The organism is Amycolatopsis sp. NBC_00345 (genome assembly GCF_036116635.1).
In the GTDB taxonomy this organism is placed as follows: domain Bacteria; phylum Actinomycetota; class Actinomycetes; order Mycobacteriales; family Pseudonocardiaceae; genus Amycolatopsis.
Genome location: NZ_CP107995.1, coordinates 3486531 through 3506483 on the forward strand (window position 1 = coordinate 3486531; position 19953 = coordinate 3506483).

At 71.1% G+C, this 19953-nt stretch carries 24 protein-coding genes; 13 read left to right on the top strand and 11 right to left on the bottom strand.

The window, feature by feature from the left end; genetic code table 11:
* Nucleotides 1–158: 158 nt before the first annotated feature.
* Nucleotides 159–857, bottom strand: a complete 699-nt coding sequence (locus OG943_RS15180; RefSeq protein WP_328610412.1) for a TetR/AcrR family transcriptional regulator — start codon at nucleotides 855–857, stop codon at nucleotides 159–161.
* 155 nt (nucleotides 858–1012) lie between these two features.
* On the opposite strand from OG943_RS15180, the gene OG943_RS15185 reads away from it, so the two are divergent.
* Nucleotides 1013–1753 (top strand): SDR family oxidoreductase, encoded by a 741-nt coding sequence (locus OG943_RS15185; protein ID WP_328610413.1) that lies wholly within the window; start codon nucleotides 1013–1015, stop codon nucleotides 1751–1753.
* 37 nt (nucleotides 1754–1790) lie between these two features.
* A complete protein-coding gene (locus OG943_RS15190) occupies nucleotides 1791–2756 on the top strand; it encodes an SDR family oxidoreductase (protein ID WP_328610414.1) in 966 nt (321 codons plus the stop codon).
* Here the strand turns inward: OG943_RS15190 and OG943_RS15195 are convergent.
* The 4 genes from OG943_RS15195 to OG943_RS15210 all read right to left on the bottom strand — a co-directional run bounded on the left by OG943_RS15195 (nucleotide 2746) and on the right by OG943_RS15210 (nucleotide 6582).
* Nucleotides 2746–3960, bottom strand: a complete 1215-nt coding sequence (locus tag OG943_RS15195; RefSeq protein WP_328610415.1) for a cytochrome P450 — start codon at nucleotides 3958–3960, stop codon at nucleotides 2746–2748. The genes OG943_RS15190 and OG943_RS15195 overlap by 11 nt on opposite strands.
* Nucleotides 3957–4484, bottom strand: coding sequence for a PadR family transcriptional regulator (locus OG943_RS15200; protein ID WP_328610416.1), 528 nt, complete (start codon nucleotides 4482–4484; stop codon nucleotides 3957–3959). The genes OG943_RS15195 and OG943_RS15200 overlap by 4 nt, the downstream gene beginning before the upstream one ends.
* Nucleotides 4485–4564: 80 nt before the next feature.
* Nucleotides 4565–6001, bottom strand: coding sequence for a glycoside hydrolase family 30 protein (locus OG943_RS15205; RefSeq protein WP_328612070.1), 1437 nt, complete (start codon nucleotides 5999–6001; stop codon nucleotides 4565–4567).
* Nucleotides 6002–6222: 221 nt separating this feature from the next.
* Nucleotides 6223–6582 carry a nuclear transport factor 2 family protein gene (locus OG943_RS15210; protein WP_328610417.1) on the bottom strand — a complete coding sequence of 120 codons (360 nt, stop codon included), beginning with the start codon at nucleotides 6580–6582 and terminating at the stop codon, nucleotides 6223–6225.
* Between the two features lie 134 nt (nucleotides 6583–6716).
* On the opposite strand from OG943_RS15210, the gene OG943_RS15215 reads away from it, so the two are divergent.
* The 3 genes from OG943_RS15215 (at nucleotide 6717) to OG943_RS15225 (ending at nucleotide 9281) form a co-directional block, all read left to right on the top strand.
* Complete coding sequence (locus OG943_RS15215; RefSeq protein WP_328610418.1) at nucleotides 6717–7550, top strand: MerR family transcriptional regulator; 834 nt, start codon at nucleotides 6717–6719, stop codon at nucleotides 7548–7550.
* Nucleotides 7551–7892: 342 nt separating this feature from the next.
* Entirely contained in the window at nucleotides 7893–8705 is an 813-nt protein-coding gene (locus OG943_RS15220; RefSeq protein WP_328610419.1) for an LLM class flavin-dependent oxidoreductase, read from the top strand.
* A gap of 180 nt (nucleotides 8706–8885) precedes the next feature.
* On the top strand, nucleotides 8886–9281 hold the full coding sequence (locus OG943_RS15225) for an STAS domain-containing protein (RefSeq protein WP_328610420.1): 396 nt from the start codon (nucleotides 8886–8888) through the stop codon (nucleotides 9279–9281).
* Nucleotides 9282–9344: 63 nt separating this feature from the next.
* Here the strand turns inward: OG943_RS15225 and OG943_RS15230 are convergent, their stop codons facing one another.
* The 3 genes from OG943_RS15230 to OG943_RS15240 all read right to left on the bottom strand — a co-directional run bounded on the left by OG943_RS15230 (nucleotide 9345) and on the right by OG943_RS15240 (nucleotide 11954).
* Nucleotides 9345–10229: an oxidoreductase gene (locus OG943_RS15230; RefSeq protein WP_328610421.1), complete on the bottom strand. Its 885-nt coding sequence runs from the start codon at nucleotides 10227–10229 to the stop codon at nucleotides 9345–9347.
* Nucleotides 10230–10277: 48 nt separating this feature from the next.
* Nucleotides 10278–10727: a hypothetical protein gene (locus OG943_RS15235; RefSeq protein ID WP_328610422.1), complete on the bottom strand. Its 450-nt coding sequence runs from the start codon at nucleotides 10725–10727 to the stop codon at nucleotides 10278–10280.
* Between the two features lie 261 nt (nucleotides 10728–10988).
* Nucleotides 10989–11954 carry a ketopantoate reductase family protein gene (locus OG943_RS15240; RefSeq protein ID WP_328610423.1) on the bottom strand — a complete coding sequence of 322 codons (966 nt, stop codon included), beginning with the start codon at nucleotides 11952–11954 and terminating at the stop codon, nucleotides 10989–10991.
* A 93-nt stretch (nucleotides 11955–12047) separates the two neighbouring features.
* Here OG943_RS15240 and OG943_RS15245 point away from each other — a divergent pair, with 93 nt between their 5' ends.
* The 5 genes from OG943_RS15245 to OG943_RS15265 all read left to right on the top strand — a co-directional run bounded on the left by OG943_RS15245 (nucleotide 12048) and on the right by OG943_RS15265 (nucleotide 15731).
* Nucleotides 12048–12617 (top strand): TetR/AcrR family transcriptional regulator, encoded by a 570-nt coding sequence (locus tag OG943_RS15245; protein ID WP_328610424.1) that lies wholly within the window; start codon nucleotides 12048–12050, stop codon nucleotides 12615–12617.
* 270 nt (nucleotides 12618–12887) lie between these two features.
* Nucleotides 12888–13634: an alpha/beta hydrolase gene (locus OG943_RS15250; RefSeq protein WP_328610425.1), complete on the top strand. Its 747-nt coding sequence runs from the start codon at nucleotides 12888–12890 to the stop codon at nucleotides 13632–13634.
* A gap of 227 nt (nucleotides 13635–13861) precedes the next feature.
* Nucleotides 13862–14332 (top strand): peptidase inhibitor family I36 protein, encoded by a 471-nt coding sequence (locus OG943_RS15255; RefSeq protein ID WP_328610426.1) that lies wholly within the window; start codon nucleotides 13862–13864, stop codon nucleotides 14330–14332.
* A 301-nt stretch (nucleotides 14333–14633) separates the two neighbouring features.
* Nucleotides 14634–15131, top strand: a complete 498-nt coding sequence (locus OG943_RS15260; protein WP_328610427.1) for a hypothetical protein — start codon at nucleotides 14634–14636, stop codon at nucleotides 15129–15131.
* Between the two features lie 174 nt (nucleotides 15132–15305).
* Nucleotides 15306–15731, top strand: a complete 426-nt coding sequence (locus tag OG943_RS15265; protein WP_328610428.1) for an STAS domain-containing protein — start codon at nucleotides 15306–15308, stop codon at nucleotides 15729–15731.
* A 321-nt stretch (nucleotides 15732–16052) separates the two neighbouring features.
* Here the strand turns inward: OG943_RS15265 and OG943_RS15270 are convergent, their stop codons facing one another.
* From OG943_RS15270 to OG943_RS15280, 3 genes are all read right to left on the bottom strand, one after another.
* Nucleotides 16053–16604, bottom strand: coding sequence for a bifunctional nuclease family protein (locus tag OG943_RS15270; RefSeq protein WP_328610429.1), 552 nt, complete (start codon nucleotides 16602–16604; stop codon nucleotides 16053–16055).
* Between the two features lie 161 nt (nucleotides 16605–16765).
* Nucleotides 16766–17317, bottom strand: a complete 552-nt coding sequence (locus OG943_RS15275; protein ID WP_328610430.1) for a hemerythrin domain-containing protein — start codon at nucleotides 17315–17317, stop codon at nucleotides 16766–16768.
* A gap of 81 nt (nucleotides 17318–17398) precedes the next feature.
* On the bottom strand, nucleotides 17399–18130 hold the full coding sequence (locus tag OG943_RS15280; RefSeq protein ID WP_328610431.1) for an ANTAR domain-containing response regulator: 732 nt from the start codon (nucleotides 18128–18130) through the stop codon (nucleotides 17399–17401).
* Nucleotides 18131–18361: 231 nt separating this feature from the next.
* Here OG943_RS15280 and OG943_RS15285 point away from each other — a divergent pair, with 231 nt between their 5' ends.
* The 3 genes from OG943_RS15285 (at nucleotide 18362) to OG943_RS15295 (ending at nucleotide 19894) form a co-directional block, all read left to right on the top strand.
* On the top strand, nucleotides 18362–18565 hold the full coding sequence (locus OG943_RS15285; RefSeq protein ID WP_328610432.1) for a DUF2795 domain-containing protein: 204 nt from the start codon (nucleotides 18362–18364) through the stop codon (nucleotides 18563–18565).
* An 88-nt stretch (nucleotides 18566–18653) separates the two neighbouring features.
* The gene (locus tag OG943_RS15290; protein WP_328610433.1) at nucleotides 18654–19109 is read left to right on the top strand and encodes an ATP-binding protein; all 456 of its coding nucleotides are present in this window, start codon (nucleotides 18654–18656) and stop codon (nucleotides 19107–19109) included.
* Nucleotides 19106–19894, top strand: a complete 789-nt coding sequence (locus tag OG943_RS15295) for a SigB/SigF/SigG family RNA polymerase sigma factor (protein WP_328610434.1) — start codon at nucleotides 19106–19108, stop codon at nucleotides 19892–19894. The genes OG943_RS15290 and OG943_RS15295 overlap by 4 nt, the downstream gene beginning before the upstream one ends.
* The last annotated feature ends 59 nt before the right edge of the window (nucleotides 19895–19953 follow it).

A 19953-nucleotide genomic window follows, 5' to 3' on the forward strand; every position in this document is an offset into this window, starting at 1 on the left:
AGACCTCCACAGCTCAGGGTCCACGCCGCGACGCGCACCGGCCCGGGACCGGGCGGCGCTACGCGGCGTTTCCGTCGAGCCGCGCAGCGTAGCCGCCGGAGCGGCGGCTGTCCGCGCGTGACACGACCACTTTCGTGGAGCCTACCTGATAACGATTGTCACTTCCCTGAAGGTGTGGCCAGGCTTTCGAGCCACTTCAGCAACAGCTGCGTCTCCTGCTCCCCCAACGCAGTCGGCTCGGTGCGCAGCAGCGCGACGAGCTGCAACGCGGCACCGGACAGCGGCGCGTCGGCCGGCTTCGCGGCGCCCTTGCCGACAGGGATCAGCAGGCTGTCGTGGATCGCGTCGCGCACGCGGGGCGAAAGGTCGGGGTCCGTGTAAGTGCCCGGCTGGCTGACCAGGCTGAGCGCGACGCCGATGTTCGCCGCCATGATCCGCTGGGCCGCGACGTCCGGGTCGATCCGCAGGCGCCCCACCGCGGCGCAGCGCACCAGCACCTCGCGCAGCAACCGCAGGGCCTCCTGCGCCGCGCTTGGCACGTCGACAAAGCTCGGCGAGTACATCAGCCGGTAGACGGCGGGGTGCGCCTTCGCGAAGGCGACGTGCGTGTCCCAGCCCGCCTTCAGGTCGGCCACCGGGTCCGCGGACGGCTCCGCGGCCCGCTTGGTGGCGAGGTAACGGTCGAATCCATGGTCGACGACCGCGCTGAGCAGGCCGTTCTTGTCCCCGAACAACCGGTACAGCATCGGCGCGCCGACCCCGACGGCCTCGCAGACGGCCCGCGTGGAGATGTCGCGGTCCGGCGAGGCGTCGAGCAGCTTCTCCGCCGCCTCCAGCATCTGCAATCGCACGTCCATGGCCGCCAGACTAGCGCAGATATCCACTCAGCGTAGCGATGTTACGTAGATCATAGCGCTGATACGCAGAACCACTAGCGCGAATACGGCCCAGGACGTAACTTCGCTATCAGAAGAACGAAACGCCGATACGGCGTTCGGAAGGAGAACAGGCCATGAGCAGCACCGAGAACACCCGCGTCGCGATCGTCACCGGTGGGTCCGGCGGGATCGGCCGCGCGGTCGCGCAGCGGCTGGCCGCCGACGGGATGAGCGTGCTCGTCCACTACGCCGGCAACCCGGCCCGCGCCGAGGAGGTCGTCGAGGCCATCACCGGTGCGGGCGGCACGGCGAGCGCCGCGCAGGCGGACGTCGCCGACGAGACGCAGGTCGCGGCCCTGTTCGACACGGCGGAGCAGCGTTACGGCGGCGTCGACGTGGTCGTGCACACCGCGGGTGTGATGATCCTGGCCCCGCTGGCCGAGCTGGACCTCGACGACTTCGACCGCATGCACCGCACCAACGTCCGCGGCACGTTCGTGGTCGACCAGCAGGCCGCGCGACGCCTGCGCGGCGGGGGCGCGCTGATCAACTTCTCGTCCTCGGTGGTGAAGATCGGCCTGGTCGATTACACCGGCTACGCGGCCACCAAGGGCGCGGTCGACGCGATCACCCTGATCCTGGCCCGCGAACTGCGCGGCCGCGACATCACCGTGAACGCCGTGGCGCCCGGCCCGACCGCCACCCCGCTGTTCCTCGACGGCAAGGTCGAGGCGACCGTCGAGCGCCTCGCGAAGATGGCGCCGCTGGAGCGCCTCGGCGTGCCCGAGGACGTCGCGGAGACCGTCGCGTTCCTCGCCGGCCCGGCGCGCTGGGTCAACGGCCAGGTGCTCTACACCAACGGCGGCGTCATCTGATTTCCCGGGAAAACCCTTTCAGGTAAGGAGAAACGTCATGTCGAAGACCATCGTGATCACCGGGGCGTCGAGCGGGTTCGGCGCCATGACCGCCCGCGCCCTGGCCGACGCCGGCCACACCGTCTACGCCGGGATGCGGGCCACCGCCGGCCGCAACGCGCCCGCCGTCACCGAGCTGGCGGACTACGCCCGTGAGCACTCGGTTTCCTTGCACGCCTTGGAGATGGACGTCTCCGACCAGTCCTCGGTGGACGCCGCGATCCGCCGGCTGCTGGACGAGGCGGGCCGGCTGGACGTGATCATCCACAACGCCGGGCACATGGTGCTCGGCCCGGCCGAGGCCTTCACCGTGGAGCAGCTCGCGCAGGTGTACGACACCAACGTGCTGTCCACCCAGCGGGTCAACCGCGCCGCTCTCCCCCATCTGCGGGGCCAGCGCGACGGGCTCGTGGTGTGGGTCGGCTCGAGCAGCAGCCGCGGCGGCGTGCCGCCGCACCTCGCCCCGTACTTCGCCGCGAAAGCCGCCGAAGACGCGCTCGCCGTGAGCTACGCGGCCGAGCTGGCGCGGTTCGGCGTGGACACCAGCATCATCGTGCCGGGTGCGTTCACCACGGGCACCAATCACTACGCGCACGCCGGCCACGCCGCCGACGCCGAGGTGGAGCGGGCCTACGACGAGCTGTACGCCGGGATCATGGAGGAAATCCCGGCGCGCCAGGCCGAACTCGCCCCGCCCGACGCCGACCCGGCCGAGGTCGCCCGCGAGATCGTGCGCGTCGTCGACGTGGGCGAAGGGCCGCCGCCCGTTCCGCGTGCACGTCGACCCGATGCACGACGGCGCGGAGCCGGTCTTCGACCTCGGCGACCGTGTCCGCGCGGACTTCTTCCGCCGCCTCGGCTTCGAGGACCTGCTGACCCCGGCCGGAGCCGAATGACCGTGACCACAGTGGACACTCAGCCGGAGCGTCCACTGTGGTCACGGCCGGAGTGGCTCACCAGATGACGGGCACGCTCGCGACGCCGCCGGTCAGCCGGTTCGACCGGACGTCCAGCTCCTCGGCGGGCACGGCCAGGCGCATGCCGGGGAAACGCCGGAACAGGCTGCTGAACACGACCCGCAGCTCGGTGCGGGCCAGGCTGGCGCCGATGCAGAAGAACCCGCCGTAGCCGAAGGAAATGTGGGAGTTGGGCTTGCGGTCCGCGTCGAACTCGTCGGGGTTGGCGAACACCGAGTCGTCACGGTTCGCCGACGCGGTGGAGATGATCACGGCGTCGCCGGCCAGGATGGTGACGCCGCCGATCTCGACGTCGTCGTGGGCGTAGCGGAGCAGGCCGAGCCCGCCCGGCGCGGACACCCGCAGGATCTCCTCGACGGTGTTGTGCACGCGCCCTTCGGGGTCGGCGACGAGCGCGTCGCGCCGGCTCAGGTCCGTGAGCAGGAGCAGCGCGCCGAGGTCGATGCGGTTCGACGTCGTCTCGTGGCCGGCGAAGAGCAGGCCCGCGGCGAGGCGCGCGAGGTCGTCGTCGGTGAACGTCGGGTCGTCGGCCTGCGCGGCCACCATGTCGGAGACGACGTCCTGGCCCGGCTCGGCGCGCTTCGCGTCGGCCAGCTCGCCCATGTACGCGGCGAACTCGTCCATCGCCACCTGCGCGTCGCCGCCGCTGTCGAGCACGCCGACGCGGTCGGACAGGTCGCGGAACTTGGCCCGGTCCTCGTACGGCACGCCGAGCAGTTCGCAGATCACCAGCACCGGCAACGGGAACGACAGGTACTCGTGCAGGTTCACCGGCTCGCCCGGCGCCGCGTCGTGCGCCGCCGCCAGGTCGTCGAGGCAGCGGTCGGCCAGCTCCTGGATGTGGTCGCCGAGGCGGCGCATGCGGTTCGCGGAGAAGGCGGGCACGAGGATCTTCCGCAGCCGCGCGTGGCTCGCCTGCTCGGTTTCGTACTCGCCCTGCGGGCCGGCCAGCACCGCGGCGTCCGAAATCATCGAAGCCTGCTCCGGCGCCGGGTGCGAGCGGCCGAAGCGCGCGTCGGCAAAGATTTCCCGCGCCTGTTCGAAGGCGGTCACCAGCCAGGCCGGGTCGCCGGCCGGCGTGGTCACGCGCACGAGCGGGCCCTCCCGCCGCAGCACCCGGTACAGCGGCGCGATGTCCAGCACGTTCGGCCGCTCGAACGGCAACTGCGGCGCGCGCTCCGTGGTCGTCATCGAAGTTCCTCCTCCGGTAAGGGTTTCCGGGCCCGCGCACGCAGCGTGGCGAGCCAGTCCTGTTCGTCGGCCAGGCGGCGGCCGACCTCGTCGAGCACCAGCCGGCTCCACGGGTCCTGCTGCGCCGCGGCCAGCTTGGCCATCCGGTCCCCCTGCGCGACCAGCGCGGCCACGCGGGCGTCGAGCACCGCGGCCCGCTCGTCCGGCGCCAGCCAGCGGAAGCTGGCCAGCCGCGCCAGGAACTCGGCGGAATCGGCGGCCAGGTCGGGGGGAAGGTCGGCGAGCATGTCGTGCAGCAGTTCCCGCCCGACGTCGGTGATCGTGTAGATGTGCCGCGGCGGCTTGCCCTCCTGCGGCTCGGCGGCCCGGGTGACCGCGCCGGCCTCGGCGAACCGGCGCAGCGCCGGGTAGAGCGAGTTGTTGGACAGCGCCCGCCCACTCGACTCCTCGACCTGTTTGCGCAGCTCATAGCCGTGCAACGGCTGCTTGGCCAGTTTGGCGAGCAGCAAGACCTCGATCCACACGTAGGTCACCGTAACCTAGGTCTTGGTGACTCAGCAACGGGTTGCGGGTGGACCTCGGGTGGAGATTCCCCGTGCGCGGCTCAGCGGCCGCCCCACTGGAACGTCACGGTCGCGCCCGCGGGCACGGTCGCGTCGAACGACCGGTTCCCCGAGACGACGGTGAACGTCTGCGCCGTCTTCGCCGTGTTCAGCGCGACGAGCGCGGTCGAGCGGTCGGGGTTCGTGAACGCGACCGCCTGGATCGGCGTGCTGGTGCCGCTCGTGTAGACCACCGACGCGGCGATGTGCACCGCGCCCGGCGGGACGAACTTCGAGAAGTGCTCGATGTCGCGGTACTGGTCGTTGTAGCTCACAGCCTCGGTCTGCGAGTTCACCGTGACGGTGCCGTTGCAGGTGCCGCAGCCGCCGAGGTGCGGGCCGTGGTTCTCGTCCAGCGCGATGTTCCAGTCGATCGAGCTGCGGCCCCAGTTCTGCATCACGCCGATGATCGTGGACGAGTCGCCGCCCTCGCACTCGGTCATGAAGACGTCCTTGCCCGGGTACGAGGCCTTCAGCGGCGTCTGGGCGTCCGGCGAGCCGTAGTAGCAGTGGTAGGCGGTGCCCGCCATCCATTTCGCGGCGTCCGTGGCCAGCAGGTCGTACGGGTACTCCGGCTGCGGGTCCTCCCCCGCGCGCTGGTGCGACGCGATGTCACCGGGGTGCTCGGTCCAGTTGTGGTCGAAGCCGAGGATCTTCGTGTCGAGCCCGGCCGCGCGGATGGCCGGGCCGAGCGCCTCGATCACCTTCGCCTCCTGCTGCCAGGACAGGTCGGTGCCCGGGTAGTTCTTGCGCTCCAGCGCCTGCGGCTCGTTCTGCACGGTCAGGTAGTCCACGTGCACGCCGGCCCTCTGGTACGCCTGCAGGAACTTCACCAGGTACAGCGCGTAGGCCCGGTAGATCCGCGGCGAGTCGATCAGCTTCCCGTCGATCATCGAGCCGCCGGTTTTCATCCAGCCCGGCATGCTCCACGGGCTCGCGACGATCCGCAGCTGAGGATTCAGCTTCTCCGCCTGGCGCACCAGCGGCAGGATCTGGGCCTCGTCGTGGGCGATGGAGAAGTGCTTCATCGAATAGTCGGCCTGGCCGGCGGGCACGTCGTCGAAGCTGTAGTCCTGGCCCACGGCGAAGTCGGACGCGCCGATGGGCTGGCGCAGGAAGCTGATGCCCGCCCCGGCCACGGGGTCGAACAGGTTCTTCATCACCTCGTCGCGGGCGGCCGGCGCGAGGCCGTACAGCACGTGGGCGGCGGAGTCGGTGATGGCCGCGCCGAAGCCGGACACGGTCTGGAACTTGACGTTCGGGTCCAGCCGGATCGTCGTCGCCCCCGAAGCCGCCGGGGTCTGCCAGCTCAGCTGCGTGTCCGCAGGCGTGGTGACGCCCGGCTGGGTGAGCCACTCGCGCACGGTCGGTGGCGCGGCCGTCGCCGGGCCGGTCACCATCGTGACGGCCGCCGCCGCGGCCGTCACGGTATACAGCACTCTTCTCAAGCGCGGCATGGTTTTCCTTCGTTTCGCTCGGGGATGGGGCGGGAAACAGCGCCGTCCCGGGCCACGCTGGCGGCCGTGACCGGGGGTCGCTCCCGACACAAACAGACCACCCCGCCGGTGACAAGATCCTTTTGTTACCCCCCAAGCGTTTCGCGTCGTTCAGGCGCTTTGTCCGCGAACTCGGTCGCCGCTCACCGGGACGAGCTCGAAGATCAGTACCCGGCCGGGCGGTTGTTGATCACGACGAGGCTGACGATCTTCCCGTCCCGCACGCTGAAGTAGTTGGACAGGATCACCTCGTCCGGCAGGTTCGTCTTGTCGTAGGTGCCGTCGTAGGCGCCGCGGACGATGGTGTCGCCGTAGTGGCCGGCCACCTCTCGCACGTCGATGGTGACCTTGTCCCCCACCATCTCCCGCTCCACCCAGCGGCGGATCGCGGCCCGGCCGGTGAATTCGCGGTGGTTGTCGTTGACGTAGGCGTCCTCGGCGAACGTGGCGACGATCGCGTCGGTGTCGAAGGCGTTGACGGCGGCGATGTGCTCGGCGATCACGCCGGTGAGCTCGGTGGCCACGGTGGTGTTCCCTTCTCTCACGGCCGGCCCGGGCGGCCGGCGGCGAAGACCACGTTCGGGCGTCCCGCGCGGGGAGGCGCAACCCGCGTTCCGGGACGGGACTCTCCCCCAGGGGGAGGCGGCAGACTGGCGGTATGCGGTCCTCCCTCGTGATCGGCGACTTCGCCCGGGCGACACACCTGAGCGTGAAGACGCTGCGCCATTACCACCGGATCGGCCTGCTCGTGCCCGCCGACGTCGACGAGCGCACCGGCTACCGGTACTACGGCACCGAGCAGATCCCCACCGCACAGGTGATCCGCCGGTTCCGCGGCCTCGACATGCCGCTGGAGCAGGTCCAGGCGGTGCTCGCCGCGCCCGACGTCGCGGCCCGCAACACCCTGATCGCCGCGCACCTCGACCGGCTGGAGGGCAACCTCGCCCGTACCCGGGACGCCGTCGCGTCCCTGCGCGACCTGCTGCGCGACCCGGCCGGGACGGCGCCGATCGAGATCACGCTCCGGACCGTGCCCGCCACCCCCGCGGCGGCCGTGCGCGCGGAGATCGACCTCGCGGACGCCACGCCGTGGTTCCAGGGCGCGATCGGCGAGCTGCGGGCGACGCTGGCCGCGCAGGGCCTGGCCGAGGCCGGCCCCGCGGGCGGGATCTACGCCACCGAGCTGTTCGCGGACGAGCACGGCGCGAGCACGGTGTTCGTCCCGTGCCGCGGCCCGGTGCGCCCGACCGGCCGGGTGGTGCCGTTCACCGTGCCCGCCGCCGAGCTGGCCGTAACGGTGCACACCGGCGGCCACGAGGACATCGACCGGGCCTACGGCGCCCTCGGCGGGTACGTCGCCGAACACGCGCTGGGCCTCGACGGCCCGATCCGCGAGTACTACCTGACCGGCCGCCATGACACGCCGGACGAGACGCGGTGGCGGACGGAGATCGGCTGGCCCGTGTTCGGGACCGGGGAGGTCACTCGATGACGTGCACGCCGGACCCGGCGATCCAGGGCTGCGGAGATCCCGAGGCTGCGGGGCACGGCGGGGCACGGTCCCACCTCGTCTGGCCGGACCCGGCGCGAGAACGGCAACGCCATCACCGGCGCCTGACACTCGATCGGACTTCGGCGACACACCAAGGAGAACTCCCCACCCGGCGCCTCCGCAGTCTTCACGCGCCGCGCGACTGTGGCCCGGGTTCGCGTACTCAAGTCCTTTGAGGATAGTTGGCAGACGGACCGGCGGCGGGCCCCAGCGAGGGGCCAATTCAGCTCCCCCGCGCCACCGCGGTTATCTTCGCTCGCACCCACCACGAGGAGGAGACCAGTGAGCGTTGTGCGCCACGGCGTGTACCTGCCGCCGTTCGGGCCGTTCGGGGAGCCGTCGGTGCTCGTCGACCTGGCGGTACGGGCCGAGGCGGCCGGGTGGGACGGGGTGTTCCTGTGGGACCACCTCGTCGCCGACGCGATGCCGATCGCCGATACGTGGACCACACTCGCCGCCATCGCGCAGGCGACCACGACGCTGCGGCTCGGCCCGATGGTCACGCCGCTGGCACGACGGCGGCCGTGGGGCGTCGCGCGGCAGGCGGCCACCGTCAGCCGACTCTCCGGCGGGCGGCTGGTCCTCGGCACCGGGCTCGGGTCCGACGAGTCCGGTGACTTCAGCCGGTTCGGCGAACCCGGCGGGCTCGCCGAGCGCTCGTCGCGGTTCGACGAAGGCCTCGAAGTGCTGCGCGCCATGTTGTCCGGCGACGAGGTGCGCCATCACGGCGAGCACTACCAGGTGACGCTGGAACCGGCGGCGCCACAACCGATCCCGGTCTGGACGGCCGCGTCCACCACCCATCCGCACGTGCTGGACCGAGCCGCCGCGAGCGACGGCTTCTTCCCCAACTCCGGCCCGCACCCGCCCGCGCCGGAAGAGCTGGCACGGCTGGTCACCCGGGTCCGTCCGGCCGGCCGCCCGTTCGACGTCGCCGTGGCCGGCAACGCGAGCCCGGCCTGGGACGAGCCCCCGACCATCGATTTGAGTGCGCTGGCCGAGGCGGGGATGACCTGGTGGATGGAGTCGCTCATCCACTTCGACCCGCTGGAGCTGTCGCTGGAAGTCGTCGACGCCGGGCCGCCCCGGGTTTGAAGAGCAGGGTCTGAAGAACGCTCACGCTGCCCGCGCCGCGCGTGCCTGTTAACGTCAGGGCACCGCGGTTAAGAGAATAGCCGTCACAATCCCGTGTCCCCCACCGTTTTCGCGCCGGGGACCAGGGCCCGTGCCGGCGTGCGACGCGGCCGGGCCCGCACTCTTTCCGAAAGGGCCCCTGTGACCGAAGACCTCGGAACACCCGCGACGACCGGAGCGGGCCGGCCGCCGGCGCTCGCGGTGAACGTGGCCACCACCCCCGGCGCGACGATCGTCTCGGTCTCCGGCGACATCGACGCCGCCGTCTCCGGCCTGCTGCGCGACCGGCTCGCGGTGGAACTCGGCCTCGGGCCGAAGGCACTTGTCGCGGACCTCGCCGAGGTGCCGTTCTGCGACTCCAGCGGGCTGGCGGTGCTGCTCGAGATCCGCACCCGCGCCGAGGAGTCCGGGATCCCGTTCCGCGTCGTCACCGAGCAGCGCGGGCTGCTGCGCCCGATCAGCCTGCTGCACCTCGACACCGTGCTGGAAGTCCACCCGGCGCTGGAATCGGCGCTGGACAGCGTCCGCCCGGCTTAGCGGCCGCGGCCTGATCTCCCGCGGCGGCACGGGGCGGCTGGCCGGGCAGCTCGCGATCGGGAGTCAGCCGGGTCCGTCGCTCGCGGACGCCAGCAGCGGCACCACCACGTCGCTGATCGGCATCGGGAGGCCATGGGCCCGGCCGCGCCGCAGGACAACACCGTTGCGGATATCCCATTCGAGCGGCCGGCCGGCTTCCCGGTCGGCGAGGATGGAGGTTCCCATGTCGGCCGGGTAGGCCTGGAAACCGTCGACGATCTCTTGCGGCACCTCGTCACCGAGGACCGCGCCTTCGGCCCGGGCGACCGCAAGGCACTCCCGCAGGTAGGCCAGGGCCAGCCGGGCGATGTCGGCGCGGCCGAACATGCCGGTCCGGCGGCCGCTGAGAACCATCAACCCGGCGACCGCGTTCTGGAGCAGCTTGCGCCACGCCACGGACGTGAAGTCCACGGCCAGGTCGACCGAGCACCGGGTGCCGCGCAGGGCCTCGAGCACCACGCGGGCCGCCGGCACGTCCGGCAGGGTCAGGCGGGCTTCGCCGCGCAGCCACACCGAACCGCCGGGCTGGACCTGCGCCGGGAACCACACGACCGCGGGCAGCACCGGGCCGCCGGGGACGTGGGGCGCGACGGTCGATTCCTGCTCGACGCCGTTCTGCAGAACGCAGACGACGGTGCCCGGATGGCACAACGCCGCCAGCCACGGCGCCGCCGCGCCGGCTTGTGTCGATTTGACGGCAAGGAAGACCAGATCGACTTTCTCTTCGGTCCGCGCCGGATCGATCCGCACCGGACCCGGCACGACGACAAGACCGTCGGCGTCCTGCAGCTCCAGGCGCTCGCGAGCCGTGCGGCCACAGAGCACCGGGGTGCGGCCGGCCTCGTGCAGCGCCGCCGCGACCGTGGTGCCGATCGCCCCCGGGCCCACAACTGCGACGGTGGGATTCATCGACGTCGTCCTCTTTCCGGATAGCGGATCTGGACCATGGCGGCCAGGTTACTGAGTCACGCGGGCCGACGCCGCCGAGCCGGACTCCGGCAATCCATCAACACCGAAACCAGGGCGTTGAGGATCCTGCTGCTCGTAGCATGGGGCGATGCGATCAACCGGGCGCGAGGATGACGCTGTTGCCGTGTGGGATGTCGCGCGGTCGTCGCGGCCCATGCCGGTCAGTGCCGTCCGCCAGTAGGCGCCGTCCGCGCGCAGCTTGACGATCTGCCGCCCGAGCAGGTCGTCCGGTGGGTTCTTTTCCTTCTCCGCGATGAGGCCGGCCATGTAGCCCTGGATGGCCGTCATGGCCGCCCACCGCTCCTCGGGCGGCGTCGACTGCTTGACCACCTTCACCGTGTGCTCCTGGAAGAACACATGGTCGGCGTAGGGCACACCCGGCATCTCGCAGATCACCAGCGACGGAACCGGCAGCGACACCGAGTCGGGCGGGTCCATGGCGATCAGGAAGCGCTCCTCGTCCGGCCGCCGGGACGCCGAACCCGCGAGACTGGCTCTTCTTCGCGGATCTCTTCGTACGCCGGCGGCGGCGCGAACGGGCACGTACGGGCCATGGGGAACTCGTGCTTCTCGGCGGTAGTCATGACGTTTTCCTTCCACGACGTCACGGACAGGCGATAGCGGCAGGACAGCGAAAAGCCGTGTGTGAACGGCAGAAGGAGCCGCGACGGACCACCGGGACCGGCAACACCGGCGGATTCAGCCTCGACCCGTCCCCTCGCGGGCGAAGTGCGGTTCCGCCGCTTCCAGTCGCGGTACCGAGATGCCCAGCCGTCGTGCTTCGGCCAGGGTGTCCCGGCAGACCTCGCGCGGCTCCTCGGCGTCGGGGTCGGAGTGCGCCGTGAAGCTCACGCGCGCGAGCGCGACATGAGCGGTCAGCCAGGCGAGCACGGGTGCCGTCAGCCAGACGGGCGCCCGGAACAGCAGCACACCGCCCCGGTGCCGTCGCAGGTCAAGGCCGCGCGCCTGGAGGAGCGGCAGCAGCTCCCGGCCGGCCAACAGCCCCTCGCGCAGGTCGCCCCTCGCCCCGGCCAGTTTGGACAGGGAACCCAGCCGCAGGCCCTGCGACAACAGGCCGGCATCCGACACGAAATGGACCCACAGCCAGCCGCGGAAGTCAGGCCGCTCCTTGATCCGGAGCCCGGCCTCGCGAAACGCCTGGCGCACGGCCTGCTCCCGGTCGGTCGGGGGCCGGCCGAGGGTGCCGAAGATGACCGACGGCAGCAGTGCCCCACGGAGCACGCCGTCCGCGCCGAAACCGCCACCGGCCTGGGGAAAGCCCCAGGCGATCCGGTCGGCGGGGAGGTCACCGATCGCGGCCGGCGGCTCGGTCCAGACGTTGCCGAAGACCAGCACCGTGGCCTGGCCGACACGCGGGGCCAGGAAGGCCGTCGCCTCCGCGAGGCGGTGGTGCGGCACGCTCAGCACGATCAGGTCGAAGTCGTGGTCCGGCTCCAGCGCCTCGCGGTAGCGCACCGGCCACTTCTCGACGACGCGCTGCCCCCACACCCGGCGCCGCGTATCGATCAGGTCGAGGTCCACCGCGTCCCCGTACGCCGCCGCGCGGCCCGGCCGGACGTAGAACTCGACGTCATGCCCGGCCTGTTCCAGGGCCCAGCCGTACACCGTGGCGATCACGCCGCGGCCGAACATCAGGATCTTCACGCTGCACCTCGTGGGATACGATCGATCTGGAGGAAATCTCCACTTTCAAAAAGAATATGGAGGTCATCTCCACTTGTCAACGCGAGGTAGCGCATGACCGCCCCCAAGCCGCTGCGGGCCGACGCCCAGCGCAAGCGTGACGCCCTGCTCGCCACGGCCCGGGAAGTCTTCGACGCCGGCGGCTTCTTCGACCTGCGCTTTGATGACTTCGCCCGCCTGGCCGGGGTGGGCACGGGCACGCTGTACCGCCACTTCCCCACCCGGGAGGCACTGGCCGAGGCGGTCTACCACGGCGAGATCGCCGCGCTGTGCGACCGTGTCCGCCAGTTGCGGACCGCGCTGCCGGCGGCGGAGGCTTTGGCGACCTTCCTACGCGGCATGGTCGACCACATAGCCACCCACGAAGGCCTGGCCCGGACGCTGGCCACGCTCATGGCCACCCGCTCGGGTGCCCTCGCCGAAGGCAGCCGGGCACTGGAGCAGGCTGTCACCGACCTGGTGGCCGCCGCCGTGCGGGACGGCACCGTTCGCGACGACGTGAATGCCGGGGCCGTGATGATGGCCCTGCACGGCATCGGCGCGGCCCATGACCGCCCCGATTGGCGGGCCGAGGCCGACGATGTCATCACCCTCGTGCTGGACGGGCTGCGCCGCCCGCTGTGACAAAGTGCGACACGAGGTCGCAGGCTGATGCCGGATCACACAGAACACTGGGGAACGCTTATGCAGTGGGGATTGAAGAGTCTCATCAACACGGAGCTCGCGGCGCACGTCGAAGAATCCCGGGCGGCCAACGCCGCGTCGGGGGGCGCGAGAGGCCCGAGCACCTTCGACGAGCTGCTGGAGGCACGAGCCAAGCGGGCCGCAGCCTCTTCACCTTCTGACTCGTCGGCTGTCGAGCAGGTAGTCGAAGCCGGCGGCCGGCGAGTGCCCGTGAGGATCCTCGCTCCCGGTGGCACCGTGCCGCGCGGCGTCTACCTGGACATCTCCGGCGGTGGCTTCTATCTGGGGATGGCGGCGCACGGAGACGCGCGTAACCAGCAGCTCGCGGACGCTCTCGGAATCGTCGTCGTGAGCGTGGACTACCGGCTCGCTCCGGAACATCCCTGGCCGGCCGCGCCCGACGACTGCGAAACAGCGGCACTGTGGCTCCTGGAGCACGCCGAGGCTCGCTTCGGCACGAAACGGCTGGCGCTCGGCGGTTTTTCGGCGGGAGCCACGCTTGCCATGACGACGCTGCTGCGCCTGCGCGAGCGCGGGGTCGTCGGCTCGTTCGCCGGTGCCGTGCTGCAGTTCGGCACGTACGACCTGAGCGGCCTGACCCCGGCGGGCCGGTTGATCGCCGACGAGTACTTCATCCAGGCCTACGCCGGTCAGGTGGCCGACCGCACCGCCCCGGACATCTCCCCGGTCTACGGCGACCTGCGCGGCCTGCCTCCACTGCTGATGGTCGTCGGCAGCGTCGACATCCTGCTGGAGGACAACATGGCCATGGCGGCCCGGGTGTCGGCCGCCGGCGGCGAAATCGACCTCCGGGTCTACCCGGAAGCACGGCACGGCTTCACCTCCCGTTCGACCGGCATGGCCAAAGCCGCGCTGCGCGACATCGAAGGTTGGCTCGCGGGCCGCTTCTCCGAGGCGTCCACTGCGACCGACTATCGCGCCCAACTGTCCAATTGAAACGCCTGCGACAACAGAGACGCGCATTCGAGGGGCCCACGTTGTGCATTTATCGCAGCAACAGCGGGACTATCTGTCTCCAAAAATCGTACAAAAGGGAAACCCCGGGAGCCGACTATTCCGACCGGTCCAGAACCACCCGATCGGCGGTCATCGCCACAAGATCAAGGTGATGTTCTTGATTGGTTCGCGGGCGAGGATCGCCCGGGATAAGGGGAGGAATACCAATGAAATTCGTTCATATCGCGGCGGCAGTAGCCGCGACAACCGTGGCGTTCGCGATGGCTGCCGGACCCGCATCCGCGGCCACGACGGCCGGGTCCGCGCCGCTGGCACAACAGCTGACCGCCCGGGGTGGAACGGTCGGCGCGGATGGCCAGTGGGTGCACATGCCCGACGGCACCGACGTCTCGGTGACGCCGATGTCGTTCTCCCAGTGCCCGTCCGGCTGGGTCTGCCTGTGGCAGGACGGCAACTACGGCGGCCGCATGCTGAAGTGGAGCTCTCCCGGCACGTCGATCGCGCACCTGTCGGACTACGGCTTCAATGACGAGATGTCGTCCTGGGCCAACCGGGGCACCCGCCTGGCCCGTTGGTGGGTGGACGCGAATTACAAGGGCACCAGCCACAACATGCCCGCGGACAGTTCCTCCGCCCACGGCGGCGACGACCAGGCGAGTTCACTCAAGATCTACTGACCATGGCCATGGTCGCAGCCCGGTGAAAAGGGCTGCGGCCATGGCAGTATCGCGTCCGAGAACGCCCGCCGCCGCCGATTTCCGTTCCGGCCGAGGGGAATGGGCGTCCACGCGCACGTCCACCGCGAGAATGCGGGTACATTCGTGAAATCGACGGCGGCGGGTGAGTTTTCCGCAATCGGCTTTTTTCCGAACGCAAGGCCCGGAAAATCGACGCCACCACACCCGGCCCCGGTCGGCCCGCCGAGTTCACCTGCGCGCTTTCAGTGCACTGGTGCCCCGACGGGCCTAGTGTCCTTCTATGAGTGATTCGACGGATCTGCCCAGGTTCCCCCAGGACGTCTCCCCCGGGCCCGCCGGCGCCGCGACGCCGCGGCCCGGCACCATCAACGGCGCCTTCTGGGCGTTCCTGGCCGCGACGGTGATCAGCATCGTCAGCGGCCTGCTGGTGCTCACCCAGCGCGACACGCTGGCCGACGCCTTGCGCAAGTCCGACACGGGGCTGACCGCCCAGCAGGTCGACCAGGCCACGACCGTCGCGCTGGTGGCGGCGGTCGTGATCGCGGTGATCATCGCGTTGCTGTACCTGCTGTTCGCGGTCAAGCTGCGAGCCGGCCGCAACTGGGCGCGGATCGTGCTCACCGTGCTCACCGCGCTCCAGGTGCTCTCCCTGCTGGCCGGCAGCGGCGGCAGCTGGATCGGGTATCTCAGCTGCCTCGCCGCGGTGATCGGTGTGGTGCTGTCGTTCCTGCCCGAATCGAGCGCCTACATCACCGCGGCGAGGACGGTCCGGCGGTAACCCACCCGGGACGGCGGCTGGCGACCCTAGTGCAGATGCACTAGGCTGAATCGTGGTTAAGCCACCAGCCGCCGAGTTTCTTCCCGCGTGCCGGGAGGGCCGGTGCCGCTCGGCCGGAGCCCCGGGTTCCGGCCGGCCACCGCCCGGTGTGTGGCCGACGAGAGGCAGGCCGCGATGAGCGCCCTACGCCGAACTGCCAGCAAGGCCAGACCGCTGCCCGCCGACGCGGTCGGCGGGCTCGAGCTGCACGTCCACCGCCCGATGCCGGGCGCCGCCGTGATCGAGGTGATCGGCGAGGTGGACCTGTGCACGGCCCCACGGCTCGCCGAAGTCGTGGAGTCACGGATCCGCAGCACGGTCGGCATCGTGATCGTCGACCTGGGAAAGACCACGTTCCTGGCCGTCAGCGGCCTGCGGACGCTGCACCACCTGCAAACGCTGGCCCACGACCGCGACGTCGACTTCTACGTCGACCCCGGCGACTCGCACCCCGTGCGACGGCTCCTGGAACGGCTGCCCCTGGGCTGCGAACGCCCGGGCATCGCCGCGAGCCTCGGCCGGACGAGCCGCCTGCCTTCGCCGCGCGGTATCACTACCTGACCCGCTCGCCGCCGTCTGTCCACTTCGGATAGACGGCGGTGTCGTGCAGCGGTGAAGGGGCGCATCCCGCTGGACCGCCGGGCCCGGACATGAGGATGGCCCCCGGCCGGAGCCAGGTCGGGGGCCATCGTCGCGGGGTCGGTGTGGAAGGCTCGCGGTTCGCCACGCGGAGAACCGGGCTTTTCCGTAGCCACGACCACCCATGTCAACACGGCCGGTGGTGATCGGTATTCCCGCTCACCCGGCGCCGAGGCCAAGGCAGGTGGACGCCGAAGACCGTGCCCGGCGCCGCCCAGTTCTACCCCGGAAAGCTCCGGACGCTCAGCTGGGCCCGGGGTCGCGGAAGTCGTCGGGGCTGACCTCGTCGAGCAGGTCCCGGAACTGGCGGATCTGGTCCTCGCTGGTTTCCGGGGGGCCGTCGAGCGGGTCGGCCGCCAGGCCGGCGCCGAGGACGTCCGCCGCCTCGTCGGCGTTGGCCACCGTGACGTCGACGGCGGCCTCCTCCAGCACCGCCTCGGCCACCTCGATGGGCGCGTTCGCGCGCAGCCCGACGGCGATCGCGTCGCTCGGGCGGGCCGAGACGCGCACGCCGTCGTCCAGCACCAGGTCGGCGTGGAAGATGCTGTCGCGCAGCTCGGTCACCTCGATCTGCACGACCCGCTGCCCCAGCGCCGAGACCACGTCGAGGATCAGCTCCACCGTGCCCGGCCGGGGCGACGCGGTCCGTTCCTGCGCCGCGGCCAGCTCCTGCGCCTCGGGCGCGCCGATCGTGATGGCCAGCCAGCGGCGCAGACCGGCCTCCTCCCGCAGCAGTACAACCGGCGCCACTTCCTGCGCGACGACGGCCAAGCCCTGGACCCGCACCTGCACCATGTGGTTCACCCGCTTCCGAATGAGGTCTCCCCGGGGTTGGACTACCCAGCGGCCCCTGCTCGTATCCCCCAGCTTATTCGCTCAGTGGGACTGCCGCGCCGGGCTCGGCCACTCGGCAGCTCCGACTGCGCCGACAGGCCTGATCCCGACGGGCCGCCGGCTCAGCGCTTGTCCTTCAAACTGCCGATGCCGAGCGACGTGTCCGGCTTCGTCCGGTCCTCGATCTCGGCGACGTAACTCTCCGGGTCGACGTCGCTGGTGTCGAGGTCGCGGGCGCCCTCATGGTTCTTCTTGAACTCCAGGAACCGCCGGCCCAGCTCGTCCCGCAGGGCGGGGCCGGCGTTGCGGCGGAAGTCGGCGAGCGCGTCGTCCTCCTCCTCGGCCATGTGCTCGCTGTTGGCCTCGCGGGCCCGCCGGACGGCGGCCAGCCACGGGGCGCTGCCGACCGGGTGCAGCCCGGCGTCGCGGACGCCGTCCCGGATGTCGTTGTGGTCGCCGACGGCGTCGAGGGTCTCGTCCTCCGCGTTGTCCCCGCGCGGGATCAGCTCGGGGTAGAAGATCTCCTCCTCGGCGGCGGCGTGCACGTCGAGCAGGTCCGCCAGCGGCTGCCACACCTCGGCGAGCCGCGCGGGGTCGTCGAGGTCGTCGAGCGCGGCGAACTGCCGCCGGAACCAGTCGTGGTCGTCGAGGATCAGGCTCGTGATGTCCGGCATGCCCCTGTCTTACCCCGGGCCGGGGCCGCGGGAAACCAGGACGCGCGAAAGCCGTCACGCCGCATTTTCACCGACCACCGTTCAGGTGAACTGCGAGACCGCCGCGACGAACTCGGCCGCCACGTCGTAGAGCTTCTTGTTGCCGTCCTGGGAGCGTTTCACCAAGCGCCGGAAGGCTTCCTCGGCGTCGATCCGGTGCGCGGCCATCAGGATGCCCTTCGCCTGGTCGATCACCGCCCGGGTCTCCAGCGCGCGGTTGAGCTGCGCGACAAGCTCCTTCGCGTCGAAGTAACGGCGCGCGCTGCGAAGCCCGAACACGACTGTCGCCGTGTACAGCTCCAGGATTTTCACCTCCAGCTCGCTGAACCCGTGCTCGCCGAAGCCGAACAGGTTCATCGCGCCGCTCATGTCCTCGTCCACGGTGAGCGGCGCGGCCAGGAAACTCGCGACGCCGAGGTCCCCCGCCGAGGACGCGAACCGCGGCCACTGGTCCGCCACCGCGCCGACCCCGACGCGCACCGGCGCGCCCGTCTCGGCCGCGCGGAGGCAGGGCCCGTCGCCGATGCGGTACTGCTCGCGGTCGAAGTTCACCGCGCGCTGGTCGGTGCTCGCGACGGTCTCGGCGACGCCGTCACGCACCAGGGTGATGCTGGCCATGTCGGCCCCCACGACCACCTGGACGACGTGCTCGCAGACCGCCTGCAGCATCTGTCCGAGGTCGAGTTCCCGCTGGTCCAGCATCGCGGTCAGTGACTCCATCGCCACGGTGACCTCGTCGAGCCGCGCGGATAGCCGTTCCCGGCCGCCGGTCATGGATTCGCCGCCCCTTCGTTTGGTAGCTGAAGGGCGCTGCAGACCAGGCAAGACCCGGGCGCGCGCCAGTACTGGCCGCTAGCGCTTTAACGGGTCCGCGAGGACATTACTGCATCCCGGTGTCCCGGCCGCCGGGCGGTGGTCCCGCGCTCCGGACGCCGTTTCCCCGCCCGTCCGCCCGGGTAGCCGGGTAGGTCCGCCCCGAACGCCGATGCCCGCGAAGGAGACACGATGAGCCAGCCTGACCGGGACACCCTCGCCCACCACCTGGCCGAGGTCGAATACCCCTGCGGCCGCGAAGAGCTCCTGCGCCGGGCCGCGGCCGCCGGTGGCGGCGACGCCCTGCTCGGCCCGCTCGGCGCCCTGCCGCCCGGCGTCGACTACGCCGGCTTGGACGCGGTGTGGGGCGCGGTCAGCTCGGCCCACCCGGCCTGACCCGCCCGGCAACGGCTCTTTCCGGCTGAAGACCGGTGAAAGCGCGGGCCGAGGTGTCAGGCACCGGCCGAGTGGGTAAACGGGTCGCATGGACAACGAGGGACCCGGCAGCGCGCCCCGCGGCGGGCTGCCCGCGGTGGACCGGCTGCTCGACGAACTGATCGAGCTGCGAGTGCCCGCGGACACGAGCCAGATACCCCTGGTGCGGATGCTCGCGCAGGCCGTGGTGGTGCGCGCGGACTACGGCCTGGACGCCATCGCCGACGCGAAGATGGCGGTCGACGAGGCCTGCGCGCAACTGGTGGAACTGGCGGACCTCGGCGCGACGATGACCTGCCGGTTCCTGGTGGCGCCCGAGGGCGTCCACCTCACCGTGGAGACGCAGTCGCGGCACACCCAGCCGCCGAGTGACCGGTCCTTCGGCTGGCACGTGCTCACCACCCTGGCGCACTCGGTGCGGGCGCGGTGCGTCCCGGTGCCCGGCGACACCCTCAACACCCTCTCCATCGACCTCGACCTGGGCGCCGGGACGGCGACGGGGTGACCGGGAACCAGCCGGCCACCCGCCGCCGGGACGAATACGCCCACACCGCGCCGCTGTTCGAAGAGCTGGCGGGGCTCGACGCGGACGACCCGCGCCGGCCCGGGCTGCGGGATCGGCTCGTGACCGAGTTCCTGCCCGTGGCCGAGCACATCGCCACCCGGTTCACCGGCCGCGGCGAGCCGCGGGAGGACCTCGTGCAGGTCGGCCGGATCGGGCTGATCAACGCGATCGACCGGTTCACCCCCGACCGCGGCCCGGACTTCCTGTCCTTCGCCGTGCCGACGATCATGGGCGAGATCCGCAGGCACTTCCGGGACACCGGCTGGTCGGTGCGCGTGCCGCGCCGGCTCAAGGAGCTGCACCTGGCGCTCAGCCGCGGCTCCAGCACGCTTTCGCAGACGCTCGGCCGCGCGCCGACGCCGACCGAGCTGGCCCAGCACCTGGACCTCGACATCGCGGAAGTCCACGAAGGACTGATCGCGGGCAACGCGTACCAGACCCTCTCGGTCGACAAGCCGGTCCACGACGACGCCGAGCCCCTGTCGCTGGCCGACACCCTCGGCGAGGAGGACTCGGAGCTGGAGCAGATCGAGAACCACGAGGCGCTGCAACCACTTCTGCGGGAGCTGCCGAAGCGCGAGCGCACCATCCTCGTGATGCGCTTCTTCGGCGGGCTGACCCAGACGCAGATCGCCGACCGCGTCGGCATCTCGCAGATGCACGTGTCCCGCCTGCTCGCCCAGACCCTCGAACAGCTGCGCGGCAAGCTGACCGGCGAGCCGTGAGCCGCCGCGCACGCAGTCACGGGGACGCTCGCAGTCACGGGGACGCAGTGCGCGGCACC

Excerpts from the sequence above, each read along its gene's own strand:
- OG943_RS15180 (WP_328610412.1), bottom strand. The coding sequence starts at position 857 with ATGGACGTGCGATTGCAGATGCTGGAGGCGGCGGAGAAGCTGCTCGAC.
- OG943_RS15185 (WP_328610413.1), top strand. The coding sequence starts at position 1,013 with ATGAGCAGCACCGAGAACACCCGCGTCGCGATCGTCACCGGTGGGTCC.
- OG943_RS15190 (WP_328610414.1), top strand. The coding sequence starts at position 1,791 with ATGTCGAAGACCATCGTGATCACCGGGGCGTCGAGCGGGTTCGGCGCC.
- OG943_RS15195 (WP_328610415.1), bottom strand. The coding sequence starts at position 3,960 with ATGACGACCACGGAGCGCGCGCCGCAGTTGCCGTTCGAGCGGCCGAAC.
- OG943_RS15215 (WP_328610418.1), top strand. The coding sequence starts at position 6,717 with ATGCGGTCCTCCCTCGTGATCGGCGACTTCGCCCGGGCGACACACCTG.
- OG943_RS15230 (WP_328610421.1), bottom strand. The coding sequence starts at position 10,229 with ATGAATCCCACCGTCGCAGTTGTGGGCCCGGGGGCGATCGGCACCACG.
- OG943_RS15235 (WP_328610422.1), bottom strand. The coding sequence starts at position 10,727 with ATGGACCCGCCCGACTCGGTGTCGCTGCCGGTTCCGTCGCTGGTGATC.
- OG943_RS15245 (WP_328610424.1), top strand. The coding sequence starts at position 12,048 with ATGACCGCCCCCAAGCCGCTGCGGGCCGACGCCCAGCGCAAGCGTGAC.
- OG943_RS15255 (WP_328610426.1), top strand. The coding sequence starts at position 13,862 with ATGAAATTCGTTCATATCGCGGCGGCAGTAGCCGCGACAACCGTGGCG.
- OG943_RS15260 (WP_328610427.1), top strand. The coding sequence starts at position 14,634 with ATGAGTGATTCGACGGATCTGCCCAGGTTCCCCCAGGACGTCTCCCCC.
- OG943_RS15265 (WP_328610428.1), top strand. The coding sequence starts at position 15,306 with ATGAGCGCCCTACGCCGAACTGCCAGCAAGGCCAGACCGCTGCCCGCC.
- OG943_RS15270 (WP_328610429.1), bottom strand. The coding sequence starts at position 16,604 with ATGGTGCAGGTGCGGGTCCAGGGCTTGGCCGTCGTCGCGCAGGAAGTG.
- OG943_RS15275 (WP_328610430.1), bottom strand. The coding sequence starts at position 17,317 with ATGCCGGACATCACGAGCCTGATCCTCGACGACCACGACTGGTTCCGG.
- OG943_RS15280 (WP_328610431.1), bottom strand. The coding sequence starts at position 18,130 with ATGACCGGCGGCCGGGAACGGCTATCCGCGCGGCTCGACGAGGTCACC.
- OG943_RS15285 (WP_328610432.1), top strand. The coding sequence starts at position 18,362 with ATGAGCCAGCCTGACCGGGACACCCTCGCCCACCACCTGGCCGAGGTC.
- OG943_RS15290 (WP_328610433.1), top strand. The coding sequence starts at position 18,654 with ATGGACAACGAGGGACCCGGCAGCGCGCCCCGCGGCGGGCTGCCCGCG.